Below are 21,494 nucleotides of genomic sequence, written 5' to 3'. Positions count from 1 at the left end.
CTGGCATTTTCTCCAAGATCACGTCATTCACGGTTAAATGAGCGAAATTAAGCATAACAAGCACTCGGCGGACACACAGGCTGGTTTTAATCTGCACAAAACCGTGGTTCTGGTGGGTATGATGGGGGCTGGCAAGACCGCGGTGGGCCGCGCATTGGCGGCGCGACTGGGTGTTCCGTTTCTTGACAGTGATGCTGAAATCGAATCAGCCGCCAACATGACCATTCCGGAAATTTTTGAACGCGACGGGGAACCGTTCTTTCGCACCAAGGAAACGCAGGTCATCGGGCGCTTGCTGGATGAGAAAAAGGGCATTCTTTCAACGGGTGGCGGGGCGTTCTTGCAGCCGGAAAACCGTCGCATTATCGCCCAAAAGGGTGCTGCAGTCTGGTTGCGGGCGGACCTGAATGTTCTATGGAACCGTGTGCGCCACAAAGACACACGTCCACTGCTGCGCACTGCTGATCCGTTTGCGACGTTGAAATCCCTCTACGAGGTTCGCGTACCGGTTTATGCTCAGGCCGATCTAACCGTCGATTCGGATGGAGAAACTTCGATCGAAAATATGGTGGGCCGCGTTGTCGACGCTTTGTTGGCGCGTCCTGATGTTTTGGAACTTAAATAGATGCACCAAACAGTACATGTAGACTTGGGTGACCGTTCGTATGATGTCGAAATCGGTCCGGATCTTCTGGCACGGGCAGGGGAATGGATATCGCCATCGCTGGCCCGGCCAAAAGTGGCGGTTTTAACGGATGAGAACGTGGCCGATCTGCATCTCGACGCTCTGCGCGCCGGGCTGAAGGCGGCGGGGATCGAGATGACCGCGTTGGCATTGCCTGCCGGAGAGGCAACCAAAAGCTGGCCGCATTTCGAACGCGCCGTTGAGTGGTTGCTGGCCGAAAAAGTCGAACGCCGGGATGTGGTCATGGCTTTGGGCGGCGGGGTCATTGGCGACCTCGCAGGCTTTGCAGCGGCGGTTTTGCGGCGCGGTGTTCGCTTCGTTCAAATCCCGACGTCTTTGCTGGCGCAAGTGGACAGTTCGGTTGGAGGAAAGACAGGGATCAACGCGCCTCAGGGGAAAAACCTGATCGGTGCGTTTCATCAGCCATCGCTGGTTCTGGCGGACACCTCGGTACTGGGTACCATGACCCAGAGAGACTTCCTGTCCGGTTATGGCGAGGTGGTGAAATACGGCTTGCTCGGTGACGCAAGCTTCTTTGAATGGCTTGAAGAATTTGGGCCAAGTGTATCCTCGGGCGACATGGCGGCCCGAGTGCGCGCGGTAACGCGTTCGGTGCAAATGAAAGCCGATATCGTGGCGCGGGACGAAACAGAACAGGGCGACCGTGCCCTTCTCAATCTGGGGCACACGTTCTGCCACGCGCTGGAGGCCGCAACGGGCTATTCCGACCGCCTTCTGCACGGCGAGGGCGTGGCCATTGGTTGTGCGCTGGCGTTTGAGCTGTCATCCCGCCTTGGCCTATGCTCGCAAGAGGATCCAAGCCGGGTACGGGCGCATTTGCGCGCGATGGGAATGAAAACCGATCTGGCTGATATTCCCGGCGAATTGCCAAGTGCCGAGGCGCTGGTGGACCTTATGGGACAAGACAAGAAGGTCGTGGACGGTCAGCTTCGGTTTATTCTGGCGCGTGGAATTGGGCAGGCGTTCGTAACTTCGGATGTGTCGAAAGATGCGGTTCTGTCGGTTCTGTCGGATGCGCTTGCGACGGCTTGACCTGAAAACCTAACGACCCTGAATAACCATCAGCTCGCCGATGTTCTCGCGGGTGATGTAACCCATCATGCGTCCGGTCCGGGCGACCACCGCAATGGCCGGAGCGCCCTTGTGCAGATGTTCCAGCACGGCCTCAAGGCCGGTGGTAAGTGAAACTGCAGGGACATCCGCATCCATGATCGAAGTGGCAGGAGCCGATCTGGGCTGATCACTTGCGAGCGCTGCAAACAGTCGTTCACGCGTTACGAAACCCAGCAGGGCCTGTTCTGAGTCCAATACAGGGAACTCGTGCTGAGTCGTGTGAATCACGGCTTGTGCCGCTGTGCTCAGCGTATCGTTGGGGGAGAGCGCGTGAAACTCGGTGATCATCGCGTCCCGGGCCAGAACACGGCGTGCCGCGGATCGCAGGGCGACGTCCTGACTTTCGGCGTTGGCGGCGATGAACACGAACACCGCGATCAGCACAAGAAACGGGTTGCCCGAACTCAGCCCCAAAAAACCCAGGCCAACGGCGACGATCTGACCTCCGACCGCAGCCACACGTGTGGCTTTGACGCGATCCATGCGCAGACACAACAGGGCGCGAAACACGCGTCCTCCGTCCATTGGGAAAGCGGGGATCATGTTGAAAACGGCCAGCAGAAGATTGATGTAGGCCAGCCTGTTCAGAAACCCGATACCCGGTGCATCGATCTGGGAGAACATCTCAATCGGCAGCCCTGCACCCAAAGCGACCAGAACAATCCAGATCACGATATTCACGGCAGGGCCTGCAAGTGCCACCATCACCTCTTGCATCGGCTTTTCCGGCATCCTTTCTAGCCGGGCCAGCCCACCGATGGGTAACAGCGTAATGTCGGGGGTCTTGATTCCATAGCGCCGCGCCATCAGCGCATGGCCGAATTCATGTGCGACCACACAGGCAAACAACGCCAGAACGAACAAGAGGTTGTCAATTGCAGCCGGTAGACCACCGGCTGAGTAGGCGGCGAAACCCACCCAGGCAAGCAGCAGAAAAAAAGTGACATGGACCCTCAGTTCGGACCCGAGCAATCGGCCGAGAGAGAAGGACCATGTCATGTTATGTCTCCGTTTTGCTTAAAAGGGTTAAGGTAACAAAATTTCCCAGCAACTGTGTGAGTGACTGTGGGGTTGCCCATAGAATACTGAAGGGTGCTGCGCTTGTTTCAGATCATAAGTAAACACGTTTGACTCAAAACGTTGATTTACAGCCGAAATCCCGGCTCGTATTCAACTTCACCAGTTTAAATCAACATTTCACGAACACTGTATTTCATCAAGGTTCATCTCTCGTCGACTGGGCGAACGGCCGCTGCAAAACGTCTTCACTCAAATATTAGTTGAAACGGTTTCCAAGTGATTTTGAGTCACTGGGCAGACTTTGATGAATACTCCTGCACGATGCGCAAGCCGAATGCATAGCAGTCGGCGTCTTCCGAACTCATTTTGGGCCCAGTATCGAATTCGAAAATGATCAACGGTTGATGACAGTTGCATGTGCTTTCCCTGACTAAGCCGCGTTTGTCTATATCGCACCACTCACGGCGCTCTGGAATGGCCACCTGAGCGTATCCATTGCGAAAGCATGTCGCAAAATCGAATTGTCGTTCAATAAACTGGGCTCCAGTTACATCCCAATACGACATCAACCCATTTTCTGTGAGGATATCTACACTATCGTCACGACAATGTGGTCGGGAGGGCGGGGTAGGTGGAGCCGTGGTCAACAAAGACGGGTCTCTCGCCAATTGATCCGCCAAAGCGCGCGTCAGTTTTTTGTGGTCAGGCCCCGGATTTATCACCACATAATCTATGTTTGTGATGACCTTAGCCTTCAAGCTAAGTGGCGGTACTATGAATGCTCCGCTTGTGTCGATGATTCCAAAATGATTGTCTTCCAGCCACACGGCGGCGACACCATCATTAAAAGCGCTTGCATTCCTGTAGTGTCGTTTCCCAAGTAATTCTCCATCGGAAGTGACAAAGCCTGCTTTGTCGTCGTGTGTATATACTCGGGTTGGTTGCTGACACGATGCGGTGGCGTAGGCAAAGGGTTGATTGGTGACTGTTGTGCCGTCCAGACGTACGATGAAATAGTCGTCTTCGATTTCCTTGACCACAATGTCATCTAAACAACCTGCGACCGGGTTTCCCGCTCGATCAATCTGAATGTCCCATCCATTCAGCGTGACTTTGGCTACGTCGCCTTCAAATTGCCCGGCCTTCTCGAATTGAGCCGGTATGACGATTTCCCCACTTTGATCGATATACCCGAAGCGATCCACTCCGTCTAAGTTTTGTCGAAAGGTCGTCCACCGGTCATCATAGAAAAAATCAGCTTTCTCAAAGAGCTTTTCTTGAACAACCTCTCCTTGCAGATTTATCAGTGCTGACCAGTCGTCACGACGTATTGGAATTGTACCGTTACTTAGGTATCCGCCATAGTCGAGACCCTCCGTCAAGCGCGAACCATCCGTGTTGGTCAGGAAGTACTCGCCGTCCACTTTCTGCCAAAACGGAGAGTTGGGCTGGTCAGAGAGAAACCTGACATCGGAAACAACAGGTTCGGACTTCCGGCCGGTCGACCTGTCAAACATCGACCAGTATTGGTTAAGAAAATTTACTAAACCATATTCTTTGAGGCCGTTCCTAAACCCTAATCCGAGAACACTTGATTCATAACGTCTTCTGCCGATCAGAAAATGATTGGCATCTGTGGGAATGATAATCTCTCCCTCGGCCCGGAAAATCTCGTAACCGTCGTGGTCAACTAGGGTTGTGACACCGTCCTTGTGAAGTTGTGCCAGCCCATTCCAGAAGTCACTGACTGCTTGATAATCGGGCGGAACTACGAAAACGCCTGAGTTGTCGATTATTCCATACTGTCCACCGACCGATACTCTTGCGCGGGCTTCGACAAACTTACCTGCTGTGTCAAACTTCGGCGGTATGACGACCGTGCCCACGTCATCAACATAACCGCATAAAGCTCTGGGGAACTTACATAAAGGCATTAGTGGTTCTGCATGAGCGATGCCCGTAATAAGCGTTGCAGCCATAAACAAAATTGCAAATTTCGCCTTCAAATTCACGTTGAACCTCTGTTCATTTTGATCGTGTACATCAGGAAATAGTTTTTTCTGTCAATCTGGTAGATGGCAGTGTAGCGGGCTTGCCTCACTTGTCTACGGCACGCTTCTTTGCTTGTTCAAACTTGAAGTTAGCTTTCTTTGTCAATCGAATAGACGGCAATCTTTCGTTCGTCGGTTCGGTTCGTAAATAAGAGCCCGTTCTTAAGAGACACTGCGAAGGGTATCTGTGCTTTACTTCGGATGGTTTGTAAAACGGGTCCGTTTTCACCGGATGTGACGACTAGTTCCCCTGTTTTTCTCAGCTTGTTCAACACGCCGACTATTTCCAAAGCTCCGTAGGAAATAGAGACCTCTCGAACACTTAGTGGCTCTTTGCTGATGCGTGTCTCTTCACCGTCGACGATTCCTGTCAAAGAACCGGTGCTCGGATCGTAGTCAAGCCGCCGACAGAATGAAGGTCCCCAAGCTGCCTCGATATGGTGTTCCGGCGGGTTCGAAACGTCCTCAATCGATCCACAGAAGCGCAGACCAACCGTATCCGGCTCAGCATTGTTTGTAACAAAACCTTGAAAAGTCAGCCTGCCTCCGCGCCCCAACCTGAGTGGGTGATCAAAGACGATGTTGTTGGACGGGTCTGAAAGATCGGCAAAGAGAAAACGACCATCGCTACCGTGAACCATCATTGGAACGTAGGTCGACTTGCCCAACCGAGTGATAGATCGCATGCTGCTACCCACTTCGATGCCCGACCGTTCTCTCAGTCGAACCACATTGAGGTCTGGAACGGATAGTGTGGCCGCCAAAACGTTTTTCGTACTGTTTTGTGCTGGTGCATAGCAGATCACGAGTAGTTCATCATTTTCATTCATGATCATGCTAGTCGTCGAAACCACTGGATGCTGGCAACCGATTGAAGAGGATTCCCATTCGGAGACCATTTCATAGTGAGGAAGCTTGTAGAGTGTGACTTTTGTTTCATAGCGCTCGTACCGCTGACCATTCCGCAATGCTCCATTGGTACGAACAGCTAAGTACTTTGCCGAGTTGCTCCATAGAAATGAAGTCCGTTCGAATCGAGAGAGCGGATCACCCAGTGACTTCACTCGTTTGCCTGAAACGATATTGTAAATTGCAAGCTGCCCTTTGCTCTTGCCGTGTTGTTCCAGAAGGACCGCTGTCTTTTCGTCTGGCGCAAGTTGAAAGACTGTATAGTTAGGATTTGGAAATCTGTAAGGCGAGGCCTCCAATACATGAGAAAACTGCAATATCTCTTGGCCCGAAGACTCGTCCTGCTTGGGCACCAAGGTTAGTGATCTCCGAAGCTCTGCAAAGTTTGAGCGAATGCCTTTGGGACCAGTAACGAAGTCAATTGAGTAACATGCCCCCCAGAGCATCAAGGCTGTGACAGCCGACAAAGTGAATGCCGTGCGATATGAGCGCGGGTAGTAAAACTCAAGGCGACCGTGGTTCTTGTTTGATCGATACAGCACACGGTTTAATCCGATCACGCTGACGGTCGCGCCGATTGCGGAAGACACCGCCCAAGTTGCCATTGCCGCTATGCGTTCCCACCAGTTTTTCCCATTTAACTGTCCAAATTTTAGTTCCCTAATATCGAGGAGATAAAAAAGGGCGTCGGACGTAGCTGTGACGAAGCCGGCGAGAAGGAATAGTGACATCACAAGGCCGAAGTCACGCAGCCGCCCAGTAAGCATACAAACGACCAGAACTGGACCAGAAAATGTTAGCGCCGTTGTTGTAAGGATCGAGATGTAGAGCTTCCACCAAGGTAGAGCCAAAGTGTCCACAAGACGTATCGGTGGATCAAATTTGAGCCGAAGAACTGAAGACGAGAACGCCTTCTTAAGTTGGAAGATGCCACCATTAACGTCGCCGAATGATGGCCAGAGAAAAAGAGACCAGCCCGCAAAAAACAGGAGAAGACAGACAAAATAAGCCCCAACTCCGTATCGATTTAGGTGACGCTTGATCACGACAAACGGAGCTACGAACAAAAACGCCAGGGCGAGGAGAATGACGAAGAGTGAACCTGTTCGGTGAAGCTGCGCCAGTGGATCGACTTCATTTATTTGCTTGCTCAATGCCATCAGAAAAAAGGATGTTGCCAAGGGCATGATCGCCCAGAGAAGCACCCAATCTCTCCAAAGTCGCATGTTCATGGTCTCACTAGATCCAAATGGTCGTTCTAAGATTTTCTAACGTGCAGATGTGCAGAAAATGAGCAGTGTTTTCGCAAATATTGCCGATCTTTTTAGAACTCTTCTGCTGGCGAACTTGTGTCTTCGCAATGTCAACGCTTCACAAAACCCGAATATGGTTTCAACGTGAACCCCACAGCATCTCCAGATCGACATCACTGCTGTCCGGAGCTTTATCGTCTGACAGTTTCTCAACCTGCAAAAGCATCGGAATATCGAAGGTGGTTCCGGTCACAACGCAACCTCCCTGTGGGAGGTTGGGAATCTGGCTGCGCGAAACACTATCGAGGGTCGAGATTGTGTTTTCAAGGAGGGCCAAGTTACGATCATTTACAAGGCGGTGAATAAAATAGTTGTGCAATTGCGAAAAGATAGTGGGAGAAACATCTACTGGCTTTGAAATTCAATGAGTCCAGAGCCTAGATGACGGATTGCCGTCAGCGCACTGATAATGGTGTTCTGTGCAAACCTCGGACGAAGTTCTACCGCGACAAATAGTGTGCTCCAATAATCAGGAAGACCAGATTTGGTTTCGAGATAGCTAAACCGTTCGCCGCTAGTAAATATAGTACAGCATTGTATAGGCACACATTCCTCCACCAATCAAAAATCTACACTTTTGATTGGATTTGGAATCTCACAGGCTTGTCAATCCCAAAAATAAACACTTTTTGAGATTTTTTCTTTTTAATAACGACTTAACTTCTAAAATCTACAATTCAGAAGTTTGTTCCCTTCAGAACGGAATCTCGTCGTCGTCGATTCCGCCCGATGCAGGCGCCGGTGAGCTGGATGGACCGCCATACGGGTCTCCGTATCCTCCACCACCGGCCTGGCCGCCGCCGTATCCACCGCCACTGCTGCCGCCGCCTTCACCACGGCTGTCCAGCATGACAAGGGTTGATCCAAAGCCCTGCAAGACAACTTCTGTGGAATAGCGATCCTGACCTGACTGATCCTGCCATTTACGGGTTTGCAATTGCCCTTCAAGGTAGACCTTCGAGCCTTTGCGCAGGTATTGCTCGGCGACGCGGACCAGACCTTCGTTGAAGATGGCGACCGAGTGCCATTCCGTCCGTTCGCGGCGTTCACCCGTGTTGCGGTCTTTCCAGTTCTCTGACGTAGCAATGCGCAAGTTGCAGACCTTGCCGCCGTTCTGGAATGTCCGCACTTCAGGATCACGCCCCAGATTTCCGACCAGAATGACCTTGTTGACTGAACCCGCCATGTAATTCCTCGTTCTGTTTTCGCGTATGTGCGCCGAATCTGGCGCGACTTGTTTTGTGAAACCCTATACGGCCTGCACCGTGGTTGGAACACGTTGATACAACAGTGTTGAACAAGAGTCTTACTTTGGTCTTTACCAAGCTTTCATTTTTTGCGGGAATACCTATACTCCGACTGGTTTCTTATCGAGCAGGATAGGCATTGATGCGTTCTTGGGTTGCTGGGTTTTCTGTTGTCTGCCTTGTGCTGGCTGTTGTGCCTGTGCAGGCGCAAACTCTGTCTACCAAAAGCCGTAAGGATATATTCCTGAAACAATCTAAGGTTTTGGATTCCCGCGCCGCAACGCAATATCGCGATTCCGCGCGGTTGAAGCCCAAAACATCCCGCGAGCAGTCCAGCAAAAGGTATACCGGGAAATATCGCGGGCAGTATCTGGACCTGGCGAAGCAGGCAGCCCGGCTTCACAATATCCCCGAAGACTTGTTCCTGCGTCTTGTGCAACAGGAAAGCGGATGGAACGCGCAGGCCAAATCTCACAAAGGTGCGTTGGGATTGGCGCAGTTGATGCCTCAGACGGCCGAACTTTTGGGGGTCAACCCGCATGACCCCAAGCAGAACCTCGAAGGTGGGGCGAGATACCTGTCCTGGCAGTATCGCAAGTTCAAATCCTGGCCACTGGCCCTGGCCGCTTATAATGCGGGACCAAAAGCGGTGGAAAAGCATGGTGGCATTCCGCCATATAAGGAAACTCAGAACTACGTGAAGGTCATTTGGGGCGGCTAAGCCCCGATGCTGCGGCGCAGAGCGTCCATTTCTTGATTCAGTCTAACCTGTCCAACTAACCTGAAAGGGCACCCCCAAGTAACTGGTGAGGCCCCACATGCTCGTTGATCACCCTCGGATTCCGAAAGAAACGCTGGCCAATTGGCAGCAACTTGTTGATCTGGTCGCTGAGCTGGCGGATGTGCCCGCAAGCCTGATCATGAAAACCGACGCACCGGATCATGCGGTGCTGATCACGTCCGATCATCCTGAAAACCCTTATCCAGTCGGCATGAGTTTCCAACTGAACCCCAAGCTTTATTGTCAGGGCGTTTTGCAACGGGACGGGGAACTGGTGGTCGAGGATGCCGCTTGCGATCCGGTTTGGGCAGACAATGACGATCTGGAACACGAGATGACGTTTTACATCGGCCTGCCGCTGAAATGGCCCGATGGATCGGTGTTCGGAACAATTTGCGTTCTGGACCGTAAACAAAACCGGCGGGCTTTGTTGTTTCGTGAGGGGCTGACGCAGTTTGCGCGCATGGTTGAGTCAGATTTGGCTTTGCTGCAAGAGGTTTACCTGCGCCGCACGCTGGAAGAAAAACTCAATGAAACATTGGCGCAGCTTGAAACGCGTGTTTCGGATCGCACGCGGGAATTGCAGGAAACAAACACGGCATTGCGTGTTTTGTTGTCCAGTCTGGACGATGACCGCAAAAGCCGGGATCACGAAATTGTCGAACAGGTCCGCAGTCGGGTTTTGCCGTATCTCGAAAAGGTTCGGGCGCAGCTTTCAGGTGATGAGGCGCAGTATGTCTATCTTGAACTGGCCGAAAAGAACCTCAACGAGATTACATCTTCACTCTCCGACAAATTGACGGATGCCTTTGCAGTGATGACCCCGACCGAGATCGAGATCGCGCAGATGGTGATGTTTGGAAAAACAACAAAGGACATTGCTAAGGCCCTGTCGCGGGAAACCTCGACAATCGATTTTCACCGCAACAATATCCGTCGCAAACTGGGCCTTGAAGGGCGCGACCAGAACCTGCGCAGCCATTTGCTCTCGATTTCGTGATGTCCGAATATGGGGATTGGCCCCATATTCCACCCCTAATTTTCCGGTCTGAGCCAATATGCATTGGCTTGTTACCCTCTGTTGTGAGGTGCGGACAAACTGCACACGTCCAACAGAGAGGTACACTAACATGGATCGTAAAGATCTGAAGCCGACTATCCTGAAAGGAGACAAGGATCACCTGGCACCGGGGTTATCCCGTCGATCGTTCTTCATGGCGGCAGGGGCTGCCGGTGTTGGCGCGACAGCTTCAGTGCTGGGTGCAAAATCGGCGGATGCGCAATCTCAGGCGTGGCTGCAACCGGGAAACAACAACCATGTGATCGACCTGCAAGGGGCAACCGGGCAGGCCAGCTCCGGGGCTGTCGGCATCGACTACTACGGTCATTGTGCGATCAAGATCACCTCACCCAACGGGGCAACCGTTCTGTTTGATCCGTGGCGCGATGATCCGTCGGGTGCGTGGGGTCTTTGGTTCCGCAATGAGTTCCCGCAAATTCCAGTGGACATCACCCTGTCGACCCACGCGCATTTTGACCACGATGCGATTGAACGTCCAAGCTCGACCATGGTGCTGGACCGGATGGTTGGCAATTTCGAGTTTGCTGACGTCAAGATCACAGGCTTTGCCGATAAACATGCCTGTGTCGCGCCCGGATGGTATGACTGGACAAACGCACTGGCCGAGTTTGGGGTGGAAGCTTGCCCGCCGAACAATGTGGGTCACATGGACATGGTCGTCTATCTGGTCGAAACCGGAGGCATCCGCACGCTGATTTGGGGCGATAACCGCCATAACCCACCGCAGGAGTTCTGGGATGCAATCGGACAGGTGGATGTTTTGACGCTGCCGGTGGATGGCTCGGAACACATTCTCAGCTTTGATCAGGGCAATGACATCGTTTCCAAGCTCAAGCCTAAGGTCATCATCCCCACCCATTACCTGAACGAGGTTACTTCTTACACATTGACCACGCTGCAATCTGCGGACGACTGGGTGAAAGGACAGCAAAGCTACAAGATGCTCGACAGCGCCAGCCTACAGCTGGAGGCCGGAGAGATTGCCGGTATGAACCAGGAATTCATGCATTTCGGCAACAACATCATGACCGGCTGACGAATTACCGGGGGCTGCCACTCACGCATACTCCCAAGCGCCGTATGTCTCCCCTCTAACCACGGCGCCAAAAGAAAGGGCCGGTCTATGACCGGCCCTTTCTAAGTTCATCCATTAGGACTATTCCGCTGCGACTTTGATCACAGGCTCCATCCGGGCAAGAATATCTTCTGCCAGGTGACATTTCACCTGATGTCCATCAGCCAGTGTTTGCATTGGCGGCACGTGAGATTCACACCGGCCGTCAGGTACTTCGGATTTCCAGCGGCAACGCGTCTGGAACGGGCAGCCCGGGGGTGGGTTCATCGCCGAGGGGATATCGCCTTCCAGAACGATATGCTGTTTCTCGATCGAAGTGTCCGCAATCGGAACCGCACTCAGCAACGCTTCGGTGTAAGGGTGATAGGGCGGTGCAAAGACCTGATCCGTGGTGCCCAGTTCCACCACATGCCCCAGATACATCACCATGACCCGGTCGCTCAGGTAGCGCACGATTGACAGGTCGTGACTGATGAACAGCAGCGTTGTTTTGTGCTCACGCTGAATCTCCATCAACAGGTCGGTCACGGCGGCCTGAACCGACACATCCAGCGCCGAGACAGGTTCGTCCGCGACCACGATGCGCGCATCGCCTGCAAAGGCGCGCGCGATACCCACGCGTTGTTTCTGACCACCTGACAATTGACGTGGCATCCGGTCAGCAAAGGCACGTGGCAGCTTTACAAGATCCAAAAGCTCCAGCATCCGCTTTTTTCGCTCGGCCTCTGAATTTCCGACGCCAAAGATCTCCAGCGCACGGATGATCTGACGCCCCACGGTCATCGAAGGGTTCAATGTGTCAAACGGGTTCTGGAAGACCATCTGTACTTCGCCGACCGTCTTGGCATCGCGTTCTTCGATGGGCACCTGTTCGATGTTGCGGTTGTCCAGCAGGATTTGCCCGTCTGTGGCTGTTTCCAGTCCCATTAGCACTTTTGCGAAAGTGGACTTGCCGCAACCGGATTCGCCCACGATGGCCAGAGTCTCAGATTCATGGGCCTCGAAACTGAGGGTTTCGTTGGCCTTCACAACCTTCTTCTCGCCACCGCCAAACAGAGCGTTTGCCGCCACCTCATAGTATTTCTTGAGGTTGTCCATCTTCAAGACAGTTCGGCCGATTTCACCTTTTTCTTTCTGTTCGCTCACTGTGATCGGCGCGTTCCAGTCGATCTCCTGGAATTTCAGACAGCGCGTGTGGTGCCGGTCATTTCCGGGCACCGCTTCCATCAGAATGTCTTTGGCGTCACAACGACCCTCTTCAAAATAGTCGCAGCGCGGTCCGAAGTTACAGCCCGGAGGCCGCTCATGGGGCAGGGGAAAGTTGCCCGGAATGGCCACCAATGGGCGCGAATTCTTGTCAGCCCCCGGCAGCGGGATCGAGCGGAACAGCGCCTGTGTATATGGATGCTGCATCTCGTCGAATACGTCCTTGATCGAGCCGCGCTCGACCGCCTCACCCGAATACATCACGCACAGACGGTCGCAGGTTTCCAGAACCAGACCAAGATTGTGCGAGATAAACAGCATCGAGGTGCCGTATTTCTTGCCCAGATCCTTGACCAGTTCGACCACAGCGGCCTCAACGGTCACATCCAGTGCGGTTGTCGGTTCATCCAGGATCAACAGCGCTGGTTTCGACATCAGCGCCATCGCGATAACGATCCGCTGCTGCTGTCCACCCGATAGCTGGTGAGGGAACGAATTCAACATCCGCTCGGGGTCCGGCAAACGCACATCAGTCACCACTTCCAGCGCGCGGGAGTAAGCCTCTTCCTGACTTACCCCCTCGTGGATCATGGGAACTTCCATGAGTTGCTTGCCGATTTTCATCGCCGGGTTCAGTGATGCCATCGGCTCCTGATAGATCATCGCAATTTCATTGCCGCGAATGTCTCGCAACTCCTCGGTCGACATCTCTGAAAGATCGCGGCCCTTGAACTTGATAGTTCCACCTACGATGCGACCGTTCTTGCCAAGGTCCTGCATGACGCCCAGCGCCACGGTTGATTTGCCGCAACCGGATTCGCCAACCAGCCCTACAGCCTCACCAGGCTGTACGCTGACCGAGAAATCCATCACGGCCGGAATTTCCCGCAGGCGGGTAAAGAATGAAATCGACAGCTTGTCGATCTCCAGGATCGGGCCGTCATAATCCGCCATTTTGCTCATTTTGCTTACTCCTCGCCGGATTTCGGGGATCCCCTTCATCTGGCTGAAAATATCTCGGGGGTCCGGGGGCAGAGCCCCCGGCCTCGATCACATCAGTCCTTCAGACTTTCTTCGCGCAGACCGTCGGCCAGCAGGTTCAGACCGAGAACCAGCGACAACAGTGCAAAGGCAGGCGGAAGGGCAGGGTGCAGGTAGATCGACAGAAGCTTGCGCCCCTCGTTGATCGTCGAACCCCAGTCCGGGCTTTCAGGTGGAAGGCCCAGCCCGAAGAAACCCAAGGTCCCCAGAAGGATGGTGGTATAGCCGATACGCAGACAGAAATCGACGATCAGTGGGCCACGAGCGTTGGGCAGGATTTCCCACAGCATGATGTACCACGGACCCTCGCCGCGGGTCTGGGCCGCAGCCACATAGTCTCGGGTTTTGATGTCCAGTGCCAGCCCGCGCACGATACGGAAAACCGTGGGCGAGTTCACAAAAACCACTGAAACGAAGACAACCAGAATACCACCTGGGATATCGAACAGGTCCAGATAGGTCGGCAGTCCCCAGATTCGATAGGCGTCGGTATTGATGATGTAGCCACCGGTTGAAATCAACGACAGATACAGCCAGATCGCAACACCCAGGACACCGATCAGCAACGGGGTGCGGAATTTCGGGCGAGTGTAATAGCGCGAGTTCAGCAGTACGCCGATGAACAGGATCGGGAACACGAACAGAACGGCCGCCATATAATTCGGCACCCCGGTTGCCACGATTTCCGGTGTCACCAGCAGATAGAACAGCAGGATCACTGGGAAGGCGAGGATCAGGTTCGCGAGGAACGACAGGAACGTGTCCAGACGACCGCCGTAATATCCGGCAGGAAGTCCCAGCGTGATACCGACCATGAAGGCGAACATCGTTGCCAGCGGTGCGATCTGCACCACGACCCAAGCACCTTTGACCATACGGCTAAAGACGTCACGGGCCAGGTTATCGCCGCCCAGAAGGTACCAAGCATATTCGCCGTCCTCCACGTTCGGCAACGGTGTTCCGGGCACTTTATTTTTCATGCCCGAGACCTGAACGAGCGGATCATGTGTGACGATCAGATCAAGCGCGCCGAAGATGCCGGTGAAGACCCAGAACATCACAAGGCCAAAGCCGATCATGCCAATGGGGCTGTCATACAATTTGCCGTACAGTCCCAACCGCCTCTTAAAGGCGATGGACATGGCGAACATGATGATCAGCGCGACCCATACCGGCATGAACTGTTGAGAAATGGCCCCAACAATTCCGGCGCTGGTTCCCATCAGGACACCCAGCACCAGATAAGCAACCGCCAATCCTACGCTGGCCATGAAACTGTAGTTCAGCCCAAGCTGGATCAGACCTCGGACGCCGCCGCTCGAACTTACGGAGCCATCCGAATTCACGACAATCTGCTGTTCGGGCAGGAAGATACTGGCAATGATCCAGATCACGATCGACAGGATCAGCACTGCCAGCGCGATCATCAGCAATGGGTTCAGGAAGGCAATAGAGCCGGTCCAGGTAAGTGGTTCCATAATCTCTCCCTCCTTATGAAATGCGGATGCGCGGGTTGAGGTAGACGTAGCCGATATCCGAGATCAGCTGCGTTATCAGAACCACGAAGACCGACACGACCGAGATCGCCAGCAGAAGCTGGATATCGTTGTTGCCTGCAGCCTGGACAAGCGCCCAGCCGAAACCCTTGTAGTTGAACAGGGTCTCGACGATGACCACGCCGTTCAGCAGCCATGGGAACTGCAGCATGATAACCGTGAACGGCGCGATCAGCGCGTTGCGCAGCGCGTGTTTCATGACAATGTTCGGGAACGACACACCCTTCAGACGTGCGGTTCGGATATATTGCGCTGTCATCACTTCTGTCATCGAAGCGCGGGTCATACGGGCGATATAACCCATTCCGTAAAGCGCAATGGTCAGAACCGGCAGGAAGAAGTTCTCAAACGTCGGGTTCTCCATCGCTTGAGTCGCGGTTCCCTTGAACCATTTCAAACCGACAGTGGATGATGTGAAAATTGCGATGAAGATAACGCCGGATACGTATTCCGGTGTTGCCGTCGTAATGATCGAGAAAGTTGATAGCGACCGGTCCAGTGCCGATCCTTCGCGCATCCCGGCCAGAACACCGACGATCAGCGCGGATGGCACCATCAGGACCAGAACCCAGAACATCAGGTAGCCCGTGTTGCCGAGGCGCTTGCCAACAATGGTTCCGACTTCGTCCTTGAAGACGGTCGAGTATCCCCAGTCGCCTTGAAGAACACCGCAGTATCTGGCTGTGTCCTCTGCCGTCGAACCTGGTCTCGTACAGGTGCCCACAAACTGGCCATCTTCCAGAGTATTCTGGAAACCGGGCATCACGCCCAGCCATTGGCCGTATTTCACAAGTGTGGGCTGAAGGTAACCGCGATTGTCCAACCAGGCTTCGACCTGCTCGTCTGACATACGCTGGTTGCCCTGTGTTTTCGCAAGCTTTTCAAGGTTCGGGTATAGGTTGGTCAGGAAGAAGACGACGAATGTCAGACATAATGCTGTAAGCAGCATGACTCCGAACCGTCGTAGGATGAATAGTCCCATGGTGGCCCCTGTTGTTCAGGTATTCCGCAGATCATTGGACCATTTTCTGGCCTCGGACGTCCGACCCCGCGTCGGCAAGTCTGCGGCTGGAAAGGGGCGCCCGTGTCAGGCGCCCCTCGCGTGTCATTGGCGGAGCTTAGGCAGCCCAGCCCCACTTGTAGTGGTGGTGTTCGAAGGTCACGTGCATGTCGGTTCCGACAAGACCCTCTTTCATGTGGCGATAGAGCGAGCGCCAGTAGGGTTGGATTGTAACCCCGTCTTCCTGCAGCAGTGCTTCGCCACGCGCCATGACTTCGCGACGCGCGTCCGCGTCAGCAATGGCCAGCGCCTCTTCCAGAATGGCGTCAAACTCGGGGCTCGCATAGCCGAACTCGTTCCAGGCTTCGCCTGAACGATAGGCAAGCGCCCAGATCTGAACACCCAGAGGGCGCGGGTTCCAATTGGTCGAGCTGAACGGATATTTCGCCCAGTCGTTCCAGAAGGTGTTGCCGGGCAGAACCGTCCGTTTGACCTTGATGCCGGCATCACGCAGCTGCGCAGCCACGGCGTCGGTGGTGTTGCGGCGCCAGTCATCGTCAATCGAGATGATCTCATGTTCGAAATCACCAAAACCGGCCTCATCCATCAGCGCCTTGGCTGCTGCGGGATCAACCTTTTGCGGTGGCAGCTCTGCATATTCCGGGTGCAGTGGAGCCACATGGTGGTTTTCCGCCGGGGCACCACGACCACCATAGCCCAGTTCCAGACAAACGGCGTTGTCGACTGCCATCTGAATCGCCTGACGGACACGCTTATCCGCATACGGCTTCTGACCGTCGAATTCGGCCAGCTGGTTTGGACGAATAACGATGGTTGCGGCAGTCACAACTTCGGATTTTACATAGCCAAGGCCATCCATCACGTCGATGAATTCACCGACCGATTCATACAACATGTCGACTTCGTCTGATTCCAGTGCTGCCAGCCAGGCAGACGGGTCGGTGCCGTAATCGATATATTCGATACGATCCAGAGCAGGGCGGCCATATACTTCGTCACCCCACCAGGTGTGATCCGGATTGCGAACCAGAACGGCTTTTACACCGACCTCAAGCTCATCCATCAGATATGGCCCGGTTCCCACGTTGTTCAGAAGATCAGTCTCGCTAAACGAGCTGTGTACAATCGCGCCCGGATAATCGGCCATACCCGGGATAAGAGTGATATCCGGTTTTGGCAGGTTCAGCTTGACAGTGGTTGCATCGACAACCTCGATGACGCCTTCACCAGCCTGGCCCGATTCCGCGTCGATCAGGGTCGCAAAGCGACCTGCCATCGAGTTGGTTTCCGAGGATTTGTCGCACCAGCGCGCGATGTTGCGGGCAACGTCGTCGGCCGTAAAATCGTCGCCATTGTTCCACTTGACGCCCGGGCGGACATTCAGAGTGTATTCAGTCGCGTCGTCATTGACTTCCCAGCTTTCAAGCAACATGCCGCGGAACGAGCCGTCCGAGTTGTACTCGACCAGGTATTCCAGTGTGCCGCGCGATACGTTGGCGATCTGCGACCAGTCATAGGTGCGGGGATCTTTGAGAGCACGCACTTCCTGCTGCACACGCAGCGTGCCACCCTCTTGCTTTGCCCCTTCAGCCACTGCAGGCGTCGGCAGGCCGATCATGCTGTAAGCTACGGCGGCTGTAACCCCAAGACCGGTTGCACGCGTCATGAATTCCCGCCGGCTTAGCTTGCCGTCGCGGTATTCCTGAGCGTGCATCTCGGCCGCCCAGTGCACCTTGTCTTCGGTGGATACGATATTCGTCATGGATGTCTCCCTGTGACATTGATTTTGTTGATTGATTATTGCTCTACGCGGCCCGTCTTCTCGCGGTCGCCAGAGTGTAGGATTTCGGTTTTTGGACTCTGCACATCCCCATGTCGTTATTCGGCACCAGATTTCGATTTAGGTCAATGTTCGAAATCGTCATTCGAGGTACAAAAACGACATTCGCGCATTGTTGAATTCACGGGTCTTTTTTCTTCACGCAGCTCAAATCAATTCCGAGACCCACATTGTTTTGCCGGTTTGTTAAGGAAATTCACTGCGTTTCATTAAATTTTGAGACTTGATCGACGTATTGTTCCGGAAGTTCAAAAACGGCAGGTATCACTTTGAGAAGTCAATGTGATTCCATGCTTTCATACGAGCGCGAAACCAGGTGCGTTGACGCTTGGCGAATTGCCTTGTCGAGATCGTAGCACGCTCCCGCGCCTGATCCAAAGTCATCGTGCCGCCCAGATACGCCCTGAGTTCCGGCACGCCTATGGCCTTGCAAGCGGGAAGGTTGGGATCGAAGCGGTCCTGCATGGCGCGCACTTCCTCGATTGCACCCTGTTCGAGCATCTGATCAAAGCGGCGTTCTATCCTATCCAGCAGCCACGCTTTGTCGACATCAAAAACGATGGGAACCGCATCGCTCAGCTGCAATACCGGCGGAGGTGTGTCAGCCTGCCACGACAACAGGCTGCGACCTGTGGCGCGTTGCACCTCCCAGGCGCGTTGCACGCGTGCACGGTTCTGTGTGTCCAGCCCTGCAAGCGTCTGTGCATCGACACCCGCCAGAAGTTCGGTCATTGGCATCTGATCAGCCTCGGTCCGAACCTCAGGTGGGGTGGCTGGAATCTGGGCCATGCCCTCGGTCAGGGCGGTGAAATACAGGCCCGTCCCACCGACTATGATTGGGCGTTGATCACCTGTGAGAAGGGGTGCGACCTCGCGCAGCCAATGGCCGGTAGAGTAATCCTGATCATAGGGGATATGCCCGTACAGGAGATGCGGCGCGCAGTCTTCTTCTTCGGCGGAAGGTCGGGCCGAGATGACGCGCCAGCAGTCATAAACCTGACTTGCATCAGCATTGACGATAACTCCGCCAAACCGTTCGGCGATCTCCAGCGCCAGTGCTGATTTCCCCGATGCGGTCGGTCCTGCGATCAGGACCGGCTTGTCGTCGGGAATAGGCGGCAACTGTTGAAAAAATGGGTCTGTTGATCGCCGGGTCATGTGCGGTTGCCTCAATCCTCACCAACCGCATTGAACCTGCGGAGCTTTTGCTTCATTTTGCGCCGGAAATTAACCCCGTGCCAGCCCGGAGCGCAACATGAGCCTTTCCCCTTCTTCTGAAACTGCTGAGTCCCCGAAAACAAAGTACAATCGGGTCATGTTGAAAATCTCGGGAGAGGCGTTGATGGGGGATCAGGGATTCGGTCTTCACCCGCCAACCGTTCAGCGCATCGCGCAAGAGGTGAAATCGGTTCACGATCTGGGCGTTGAAATCTGCATGGTTATCGGCGGCGGCAACATTTTCCGGGGTTTGAGCGGATCGGCCCAGGGTATGGAACGCACCACGGCGGACTATATGGGCATGCTGGCCACGGTGATGAACGCGCTTGGGATGCAATCCGCACTGGAAGAGATCGGAGTGTTCACCCGTGTGATCTCGGCCATCCGCATGGATGAAGTATGTGAGCCCTATATCCGCCGCCGGGCAGTACGGCACCTCGAAAAGAAAAGGGTCTGCATTTTTGCAGCGGGAACCGGCAACCCGTATTTCACGACAGATACGGCCGCCACTTTGCGCGCCAACGAAATGGCGTGTGAGGCGATTTTCATGGGCAAGAACGGTGTTGACGGCGTGTACGACAAAGACCCTGCGGAACATGCAGACGCCGTGCGTTATGATACTGTGACCTATGATGATGTGCTGGCCAAGAGGCTGCGGGTCATGGATGCCTCGGCCATCGCTTTGGCTCGCGATAATAACCTGCCCCTGATTGTTTTTGGACTTGATGAGCCCGGTGGTTTCCGCGGTATTCTGGCCGGCGAGGGGACCTATACCAAGGTTCAGGGTTAAGGTCTGAGAAAGCGTCTGGCAAATCTGTTGACTTTCGGAGCCCCGGCATGACGTCGGGGCTTCTGCGTTTTGCTTGACGGTCAAGGACGTCGCTGTCTAAGTATCGTTGTCCTTCTACAGAGAAGGGCTGCCCCGTGTTTCGTTGCTCAATGACGCAAGCACAGGCTGGGCTGGAAGACCTGCCGTGATTTCTGAGATGTCCGGAAACATGCGTGGGCATCTTATTGATCTGAATGCAAAATTAAGGAGCAATGAGGCATGAGCTCTCTGGATATCGATTTCGTTCGGGCGCAGTTCCCGGCCTTTTCCGAACCCAACCTGCAAGGTCAGGCATTTTTCGAAAACGCGGGTGGGTCTTATACCTGCAAACCGGTGATTGACCGGCTGACACGGTTCTACACGCAACGTAAGGTTCAACCCTATGCTCCGTACGAGGCCAGCCGTCTGGCAGGCGACGAAATGGACGAAGCGCGTAGGCGCATGGCTGCCATATTGGGTGTCGACACGGATGAGCTGAGTTTTGGTCCCTCAACCACGCAGAACACATATGTTCTGGCGCAGGCTTTTCGGCAATGGATGCAACCCGGGGAAGCGATCGTCGTGACCAATCAGGATCACGAAGCCAATTCCGGTCCGTGGCGCCGTCTGGCCGAGGCCGGGATCGAGGTAAGGGAATGGCAGATTGATCCTGAAACCGGATCGCTGGACCCGCAGGATCTGGAAAACATGCTGGATGAAAAAGTGCGTCTAGTCTGTTTCCCTCATTGTTCCAATGTCATTGGTGAGATCAATCCGGTGACAGAGATTACCGCCATTGCCCATGCGGCAGGTGCATTTGTCTGCGTCGATGGCGTATCCTATGCGCCGCACGGCTTTCCGAATGTTGGCGATCTGGGGCCGGATGTCTATTTGTTTTCAGCCTATAAAACATACGGCCCGCATCAGGGATGCATGATCATCCGCCGCACTTTGGGAGAGCTGTTGCCCAATCAGGCACATTATTTCAACGGCGGCGTTTTGTATAAACGTTTTAATCCCGCAGGCCCGGATCACGCGCAGATCGCGGCCAGCGCAGGCATGGCGGATTATGTCGAACAGCTTTGCGCCCATCACGGCGGTCCGGCGTCAGACGCGGCAGAGCAGGGCGCTTTTGCCCATGATCTGATGCGATCGCATGAAGTATCGCTGCTGCAACCGGTTCTGGACGCGGTGAAGGATCGTAACGCCGTGCGTCTGATCGGCACTTCTGACGCGACCCGGCGCGCCCCGACCGTTGCGCTTTCGTTGAACCGCCCGGCTGAACCAGTTGCTGCGGACCTGGCGCAAAACGGTGTTATGGCGGGCGGCGGAGATTTCTATGCCGTGCGCCCCTTGCAGGCGATGGGTGTTGATCCGACCCAGGGTGTTTTGCGGGTCAGCTTCACCCATTATACAACGCAGCAGGAAATTGATCAGCTTTTAGAGGCTCTTGAGCGCGTTTTGTGATCCACTATCCGCCGGGGTTCGTAGAATGAAGAAAACCTCTG

16 protein-coding genes are annotated in these 21,494 nt (G+C 54.3%); 7 read left to right on the top strand and 9 right to left on the bottom strand.

Going from position 1 to position 21,494, the window contains the following annotated elements:
• Positions 1-37 precede the first annotated feature (37 nt).
• Complete coding sequence (locus ACR0K5_RS00720) at positions 38-625, top strand: shikimate kinase (protein ID WP_480627825.1); 588 nt, start codon at positions 38-40, stop codon at positions 623-625.
• On the top strand, positions 626-1,738 hold the full coding sequence (aroB, locus tag ACR0K5_RS00715; protein WP_480627824.1) for a 3-dehydroquinate synthase: 1,113 nt from the start codon (positions 626-628) through the stop codon (positions 1,736-1,738). It abuts the gene before it with no gap.
• A 9-nt stretch (positions 1,739-1,747) separates the two neighbouring features.
• Here the strand turns inward: aroB and ACR0K5_RS00710 are convergent, their stop codons facing one another.
• From ACR0K5_RS00710 to ssb, 4 genes are all read right to left on the bottom strand, one after another.
• On the bottom strand, positions 1,748-2,818 hold the full coding sequence (locus ACR0K5_RS00710; RefSeq protein ID WP_480627823.1) for a site-2 protease family protein: 1,071 nt from the start codon (positions 2,816-2,818) through the stop codon (positions 1,748-1,750).
• Positions 2,819-3,126: 308 nt separating this feature from the next.
• Complete coding sequence (locus ACR0K5_RS00705) at positions 3,127-4,851, bottom strand: WG repeat-containing protein (RefSeq protein WP_480627822.1); 1,725 nt, start codon at positions 4,849-4,851, stop codon at positions 3,127-3,129.
• A 128-nt stretch (positions 4,852-4,979) separates the two neighbouring features.
• On the bottom strand, positions 4,980-7,031 hold the full coding sequence (locus tag ACR0K5_RS00700; protein WP_480627821.1) for a hypothetical protein: 2,052 nt from the start codon (positions 7,029-7,031) through the stop codon (positions 4,980-4,982).
• Between the two features lie 775 nt (positions 7,032-7,806).
• Positions 7,807-8,298, bottom strand: a complete 492-nt coding sequence (gene ssb, locus ACR0K5_RS00695) for a single-stranded DNA-binding protein (protein ID WP_480627820.1) — start codon at positions 8,296-8,298, stop codon at positions 7,807-7,809.
• Between the two features lie 203 nt (positions 8,299-8,501).
• Between ssb and ACR0K5_RS00690 the strand changes: the two genes are divergently transcribed.
• From ACR0K5_RS00690 to ACR0K5_RS00680, 3 genes are all read left to right on the top strand, one after another.
• Positions 8,502-9,080 carry a lytic transglycosylase domain-containing protein gene (locus tag ACR0K5_RS00690; RefSeq protein ID WP_480627819.1) on the top strand — a complete coding sequence of 193 codons (579 nt, stop codon included), beginning with the start codon at positions 8,502-8,504 and terminating at the stop codon, positions 9,078-9,080.
• Positions 9,081-9,177: 97 nt separating this feature from the next.
• The gene (locus ACR0K5_RS00685) at positions 9,178-10,140 is read left to right on the top strand and encodes a LuxR C-terminal-related transcriptional regulator (RefSeq protein WP_480627818.1); all 963 of its coding nucleotides are present in this window, start codon (positions 9,178-9,180) and stop codon (positions 10,138-10,140) included.
• A gap of 130 nt (positions 10,141-10,270) precedes the next feature.
• Positions 10,271-11,257 (top strand): MBL fold metallo-hydrolase, encoded by a 987-nt coding sequence (locus tag ACR0K5_RS00680; protein WP_480627817.1) that lies wholly within the window; start codon positions 10,271-10,273, stop codon positions 11,255-11,257.
• 120 nt (positions 11,258-11,377) lie between these two features.
• Here the strand turns inward: ACR0K5_RS00680 and ACR0K5_RS00675 are convergent, their stop codons facing one another.
• From ACR0K5_RS00675 to miaA, 5 genes are all read right to left on the bottom strand, one after another.
• Entirely contained in the window at positions 11,378-13,465 is a 2,088-nt protein-coding gene (locus tag ACR0K5_RS00675; protein WP_480627816.1) for a dipeptide ABC transporter ATP-binding protein, read from the bottom strand.
• Positions 13,466-13,557: 92 nt separating this feature from the next.
• Positions 13,558-15,021 carry an ABC transporter permease gene (locus tag ACR0K5_RS00670; RefSeq protein ID WP_480627815.1) on the bottom strand — a complete coding sequence of 488 codons (1,464 nt, stop codon included), beginning with the start codon at positions 15,019-15,021 and terminating at the stop codon, positions 13,558-13,560.
• Positions 15,022-15,034: 13 nt separating this feature from the next.
• Positions 15,035-16,081: an ABC transporter permease gene (locus tag ACR0K5_RS00665; RefSeq protein WP_117869195.1), complete on the bottom strand. Its 1,047-nt coding sequence runs from the start codon at positions 16,079-16,081 to the stop codon at positions 15,035-15,037.
• 136 nt (positions 16,082-16,217) lie between these two features.
• On the bottom strand, positions 16,218-17,882 hold the full coding sequence (locus tag ACR0K5_RS00660) for an ABC transporter substrate-binding protein (protein ID WP_480627814.1): 1,665 nt from the start codon (positions 17,880-17,882) through the stop codon (positions 16,218-16,220).
• A 342-nt stretch (positions 17,883-18,224) separates the two neighbouring features.
• On the bottom strand, positions 18,225-19,118 hold the full coding sequence (gene miaA, locus ACR0K5_RS00655) for a tRNA (adenosine(37)-N6)-dimethylallyltransferase MiaA (RefSeq protein ID WP_480627813.1): 894 nt from the start codon (positions 19,116-19,118) through the stop codon (positions 18,225-18,227).
• 97 nt (positions 19,119-19,215) lie between these two features.
• Here miaA and pyrH point away from each other — a divergent pair, with 97 nt between their 5' ends.
• Both pyrH and ACR0K5_RS00645 read left to right on the top strand, forming a co-directional pair.
• Positions 19,216-19,968, top strand: coding sequence for a UMP kinase (gene pyrH / locus ACR0K5_RS00650; RefSeq protein WP_480627812.1), 753 nt, complete (start codon positions 19,216-19,218; stop codon positions 19,966-19,968).
• 258 nt (positions 19,969-20,226) lie between these two features.
• Positions 20,227-21,453 carry an aminotransferase class V-fold PLP-dependent enzyme gene (locus ACR0K5_RS00645; protein ID WP_480627811.1) on the top strand — a complete coding sequence of 409 codons (1,227 nt, stop codon included), beginning with the start codon at positions 20,227-20,229 and terminating at the stop codon, positions 21,451-21,453.
• The last annotated feature ends 41 nt before the right edge of the window (positions 21,454-21,494 follow it).

The organism is Ruegeria sp. AB9 (genome assembly GCF_056542585.1).
The sequence above is the reverse complement of the archived record's forward strand: the minus strand, read 5'-3'. Positions and strand labels throughout refer to the sequence as shown.